The sequence below is a fragment of the Serratia sp. NPDC078593 genome, from assembly GCF_050268245.1.
GTDB lineage: Bacteria > Pseudomonadota > Gammaproteobacteria > Enterobacterales > Enterobacteriaceae > JBNNGK01.
Genome location: NZ_JBNNGK010000043.1, coordinates 1 through 3,505, shown reverse-complemented (window position 1 = coordinate 3,505; position 3,505 = coordinate 1). Strand labels below are relative to the sequence as shown.

Sequence of the window (3,505 nt, the reverse complement as noted above, 5' to 3'; positions counted from 1 at the left end):
GTGGAAGGGATGGACGTCAATCTGTCACTGGTTTCGCAGATGCCGAAGGCAAAATCTTAAGGCGGGCAATCAGGGATGAAAATTTATCGTCCATTATGGGAAGACGGCGCCTTTCTGGCGCCGCAACAGTTTCAGCAGCAGGCACTGTGGGATGCGTATGTGACCGATACGGTCGCGCGTATGGGGTTGGCTCATCCGTGGGGCGTACAGGTTGCGGAATTCGACGATGCCGGGCTGGCATTATCTCGACTCAATGCGACCCGACTGGTGGTGCGTTTCCCTGATGGCACCTTGGTTGATACCGACCTATCGGACAATCTGCCACCGGTGTGTGATTTGTCTGCAATAGGGGCGCAGGCTAGCGTTGAAGTATTGCTGGCGCTGCCGTTGCTCAGTGCCAATGGCGGCAATCTTGACGACGGCGGTGACAGTGAACGCCCGCGTCGTTGGAAAGCAGAGCGCGTGCAGGTGCAAGAGTTGGCCGGTAGCGAACGCGGCGAGCTGGCGATCCTTCGCCATGCGATGACGTTACGCCTCGCCAGCCAGGAAAATAGCGCCTGGCTGACCTGCCCGGTGACACGTCTGGTGCGCAATGCCCAGGGGCAGTGGAGCCGTGATGCGACGTTTATTCCGCCGTTACTCGCTGTGTCCGCCAGCCCATGGCTGATGGCTGAGCTTGGTGCGTTACTGAAACGTTTACAGGCGCGACGCCAGCGTTTGATGGCGATGCGCCGGGAAAGTAACGAACGGATGGCCGATTTTGCCGTGGCCGATGTGTCACTGTTTTGGCTGCTCAATGCCCTGAACGGTGCCGAGCCGGTATTGAAGGAGCTGTTACAGGCGCCTACGCGCCATCCAGAACTGCTGTATCGGGAACTGGCACGCCTTGCCGGCAGTTTGCTGACGTTCTCGCTTGAGCATGACATTGGTGATATTCCTGATTATCAACATGATGCGCCAGAACAGGTATTCCCGCCGCTGTTGGCACTGCTCGATAAGCTACTGGAAGCCAGCCTGCCGTCTCGTGTCGTCAGCATTCAGCTTGAAAATGATGAGCAAATCTGGAAAGGATCGCTACACGATGCCCGTCTGCGTGAAGGCGCGGACTTCTATCTTTCCGTACGTTCTTCCATGCCGAATGCTGAGTTGCAGGTCAAATTCCCGCAGCTGTGTAAGGCAGGTAGCTTTGCCGACGTCTCTGATGTGGTGAACGTGGCGCTGAGCGGCATGGTGATTAAACCACTGAGCCACGTTCCGGCGGCGATTCCTTTACGTCTTGAAAACCAGTATTTCTCACTCGATCTGAGCACGGACTCTGCCCGGGCGATGCTCGACGCCGGCAGCTGTACGTTCTACACCCCGAAATCACTGGGTGAGGTGAAACTGGAACTGTATGCGGTACTGCGTAAATGAAACCATCCGATCTCAAACAACTAGAACGTATTTTCTATCCGGGCTGGCTGATGGCCAGTCAACTGCGTAGTGGGCAGGAAGTGCGCGACGGTGAAAGCCTGTATCGTCGCGCCTGCCGCTTGGTTGGGGATGCCCGCAGCGCGCTGACTGAGGCCGGTTACAGCGAAGCGAGTTGCGATCAGATGCTCTATGCGCTGTGTGCTTTGCTGGATGAAAGCGTACTTAACCGTGGCGCCGCCGATGATGGTTATCTTGCCTGGCGTCGGGATCCCTTACAGGCTCACTTCTTTGGCACCTTGAACGCTGGGGAGGAACTGTGGGAACGGATCCGCCATATCCTCAAGGAAAGTGCGCCGGATATGGCAGTACTGTGCTGCCTGTACCGCACTTTACAGCTGGGTTTTGTCGGCCAGTATCGGGCGCAGGATGACCAGCGTCGTGAAGATGTGATCCGCCTGTTAGGGCAGCGGGTGCCGCCGTTCACCTTGGCGCAGGATGCACCGATCGTGGTCAGCGCCTCACGGTTGCACGGCGGTCGCCGCCTGTATTGGTGTTCCTGGATTGCGGGCGTGGTGGCGTTAGCCGCACTGTGGTTTTTCCTCTCGTCCTCTCTCACCGAAATGGTGAACCAGATAATCAGGCCGGGGTAAGCGATGCGTGATGTTTACCTGAGCCTGCTGACGGCCCTGAACGGACTGCTGGCACTGTGGTTAATTTGGGGGTTCTGGCCGCTGTCGACAGGCAGCCGGGGCATGCTCAGCCTGCTGGTGCTCTTGATTTGTGGCGTGATGCTGTGGCGGCAGTGGGGTGTCGCTCGCCTGCGTCATGACGGCGTGAGTGACATCAATGACGGCAGTCTGCCGCCGGAAGATTTTCAGGGGGCGGTTGTGCTGGTTTGTGGCGACAGCACACCGCTGTTTGCCGCAGGCGAGCGGCACCGTGAAACCCGTCAGGGGTGGTTCTTGCAGGTCAATGCGGCGGAGCAATTGCCACTGCTGGTACAGCACTTGACAAGAGTTCGCCCGGCGTTGGTAGCGCAAATCTCCGTCATGCTGGCGCTCTTGCCCGAGTGCCATCACTCTCAGGATGAGTTCACCCAGCGCCTGCGGGGCTGGCAAAGAGCGATTGTGCAGTGCCGCGCGTGGCTTGGTGGTTTACCACCGCTTTGGACAGTCACTTGGGTTTCACCGCCGGGGGGCGATGAGGAATCGGCAGTCTGGTTTACTACGGCCAGTAACCACGCGGGGATGCAGGTCTATCAGCCGGGTCAAGGGAATCTGTCGCTTGCTGACTGGATCAGAGAAAGTGATGCCGAGACGCGTTTTATGCGCCTTGGCAGCGTGTTGTGGCTTGATAGCGTGTTGGACTGGCAAAGAGCGGCGGTTGATAGCGTGTGGACGGTACGTGAGGGGGCGTTGCCCGCGCTGAACGTTTGTGCTCAGGGGATCGGCATGGTTCCGGTTGATGGTCAGAGCGATAACCTGTGGCAACAGCATATTGCCAGCGTGACGACCTTATCGCCAAACGTCGCTGCGCAGGCAGAGCCGCTGCCGCTGCCGGAACTGTTGCTGGCAAATTTGCCCCGCCGCCGCGGGATCAGCCGCCGGATGCAGTTCTGGCGCTATGTCGGCCTGTCAGGGGGGGCTTTCCTGATATTGGCGATGCTGGCGTCGTTTATCAACAACCAGCGCCTGATTCGTAGCGTGGGCGATCATCTTGCGCTCTATCACCACCTGAGTGGCAAACCGCCAGCCCCTAAACTTCAGGCACAGCAGACGCTGCGGGCGGATGCGCGCAAGCTGGATGACTGGCAGCGCCGGGGTGAACCGTTGCGCTATCGAGTGGGGCTTTATCAAGGGGGGCGTCTGGTCGCGCCGCTAGAGGCCGCGATGAGTGATTGGGCACCACCGCCACCTCCACCACCGGTGATCCAAAAGATTGTGCCGGGGCCGAAGACTGTGCGCCTCGACAGCCTGTCGCTGTTTGATTCCGGCAAGGCGGCGCTCAAAACCGGTTCAACCAAGGTACTGGTCAATGCGCTGGTGGGCATCAAGGCCAAACCGGGCTGGCTGATTGTGGTCAGCGGCCATAC

Annotated in this window: 3 protein-coding genes; all 3 read left to right on the top strand. The window is 58.9% G+C overall.

What is annotated here, in order from left to right:
- The first annotated feature begins 75 nt into the window (after window positions 1-75).
- Window positions 76-1,413, top strand: coding sequence for a type VI secretion system baseplate subunit TssK (tssK, locus tag ACQKDS_RS20120; RefSeq protein WP_399674025.1), 1,338 nt, complete (start codon window positions 76-78; stop codon window positions 1,411-1,413).
- Window positions 1,410-2,063 (top strand): type VI secretion system protein TssL, short form, encoded by a 654-nt coding sequence (gene tssL / locus ACQKDS_RS20115; RefSeq protein WP_399674023.1) that lies wholly within the window; start codon window positions 1,410-1,412, stop codon window positions 2,061-2,063. The genes tssK and tssL overlap by 4 nt, the downstream gene beginning before the upstream one ends.
- A gap of 3 nt (window positions 2,064-2,066) precedes the next feature.
- Window positions 2,067-3,505 (top strand): OmpA family protein (locus ACQKDS_RS20110; RefSeq protein WP_399674021.1); only part of this gene is annotated, 1,439 nt, incomplete at its 3' end.

Coding starts and splice junctions, on each gene's coding strand:
- tssK (WP_399674025.1), top strand. CDS start 76: ATGAAAATTTATCGTCCATTATGGGAAGACGGCGCCTTTCTGGCGCCG.
- tssL (WP_399674023.1), top strand. CDS start 1,410: ATGAAACCATCCGATCTCAAACAACTAGAACGTATTTTCTATCCGGGC.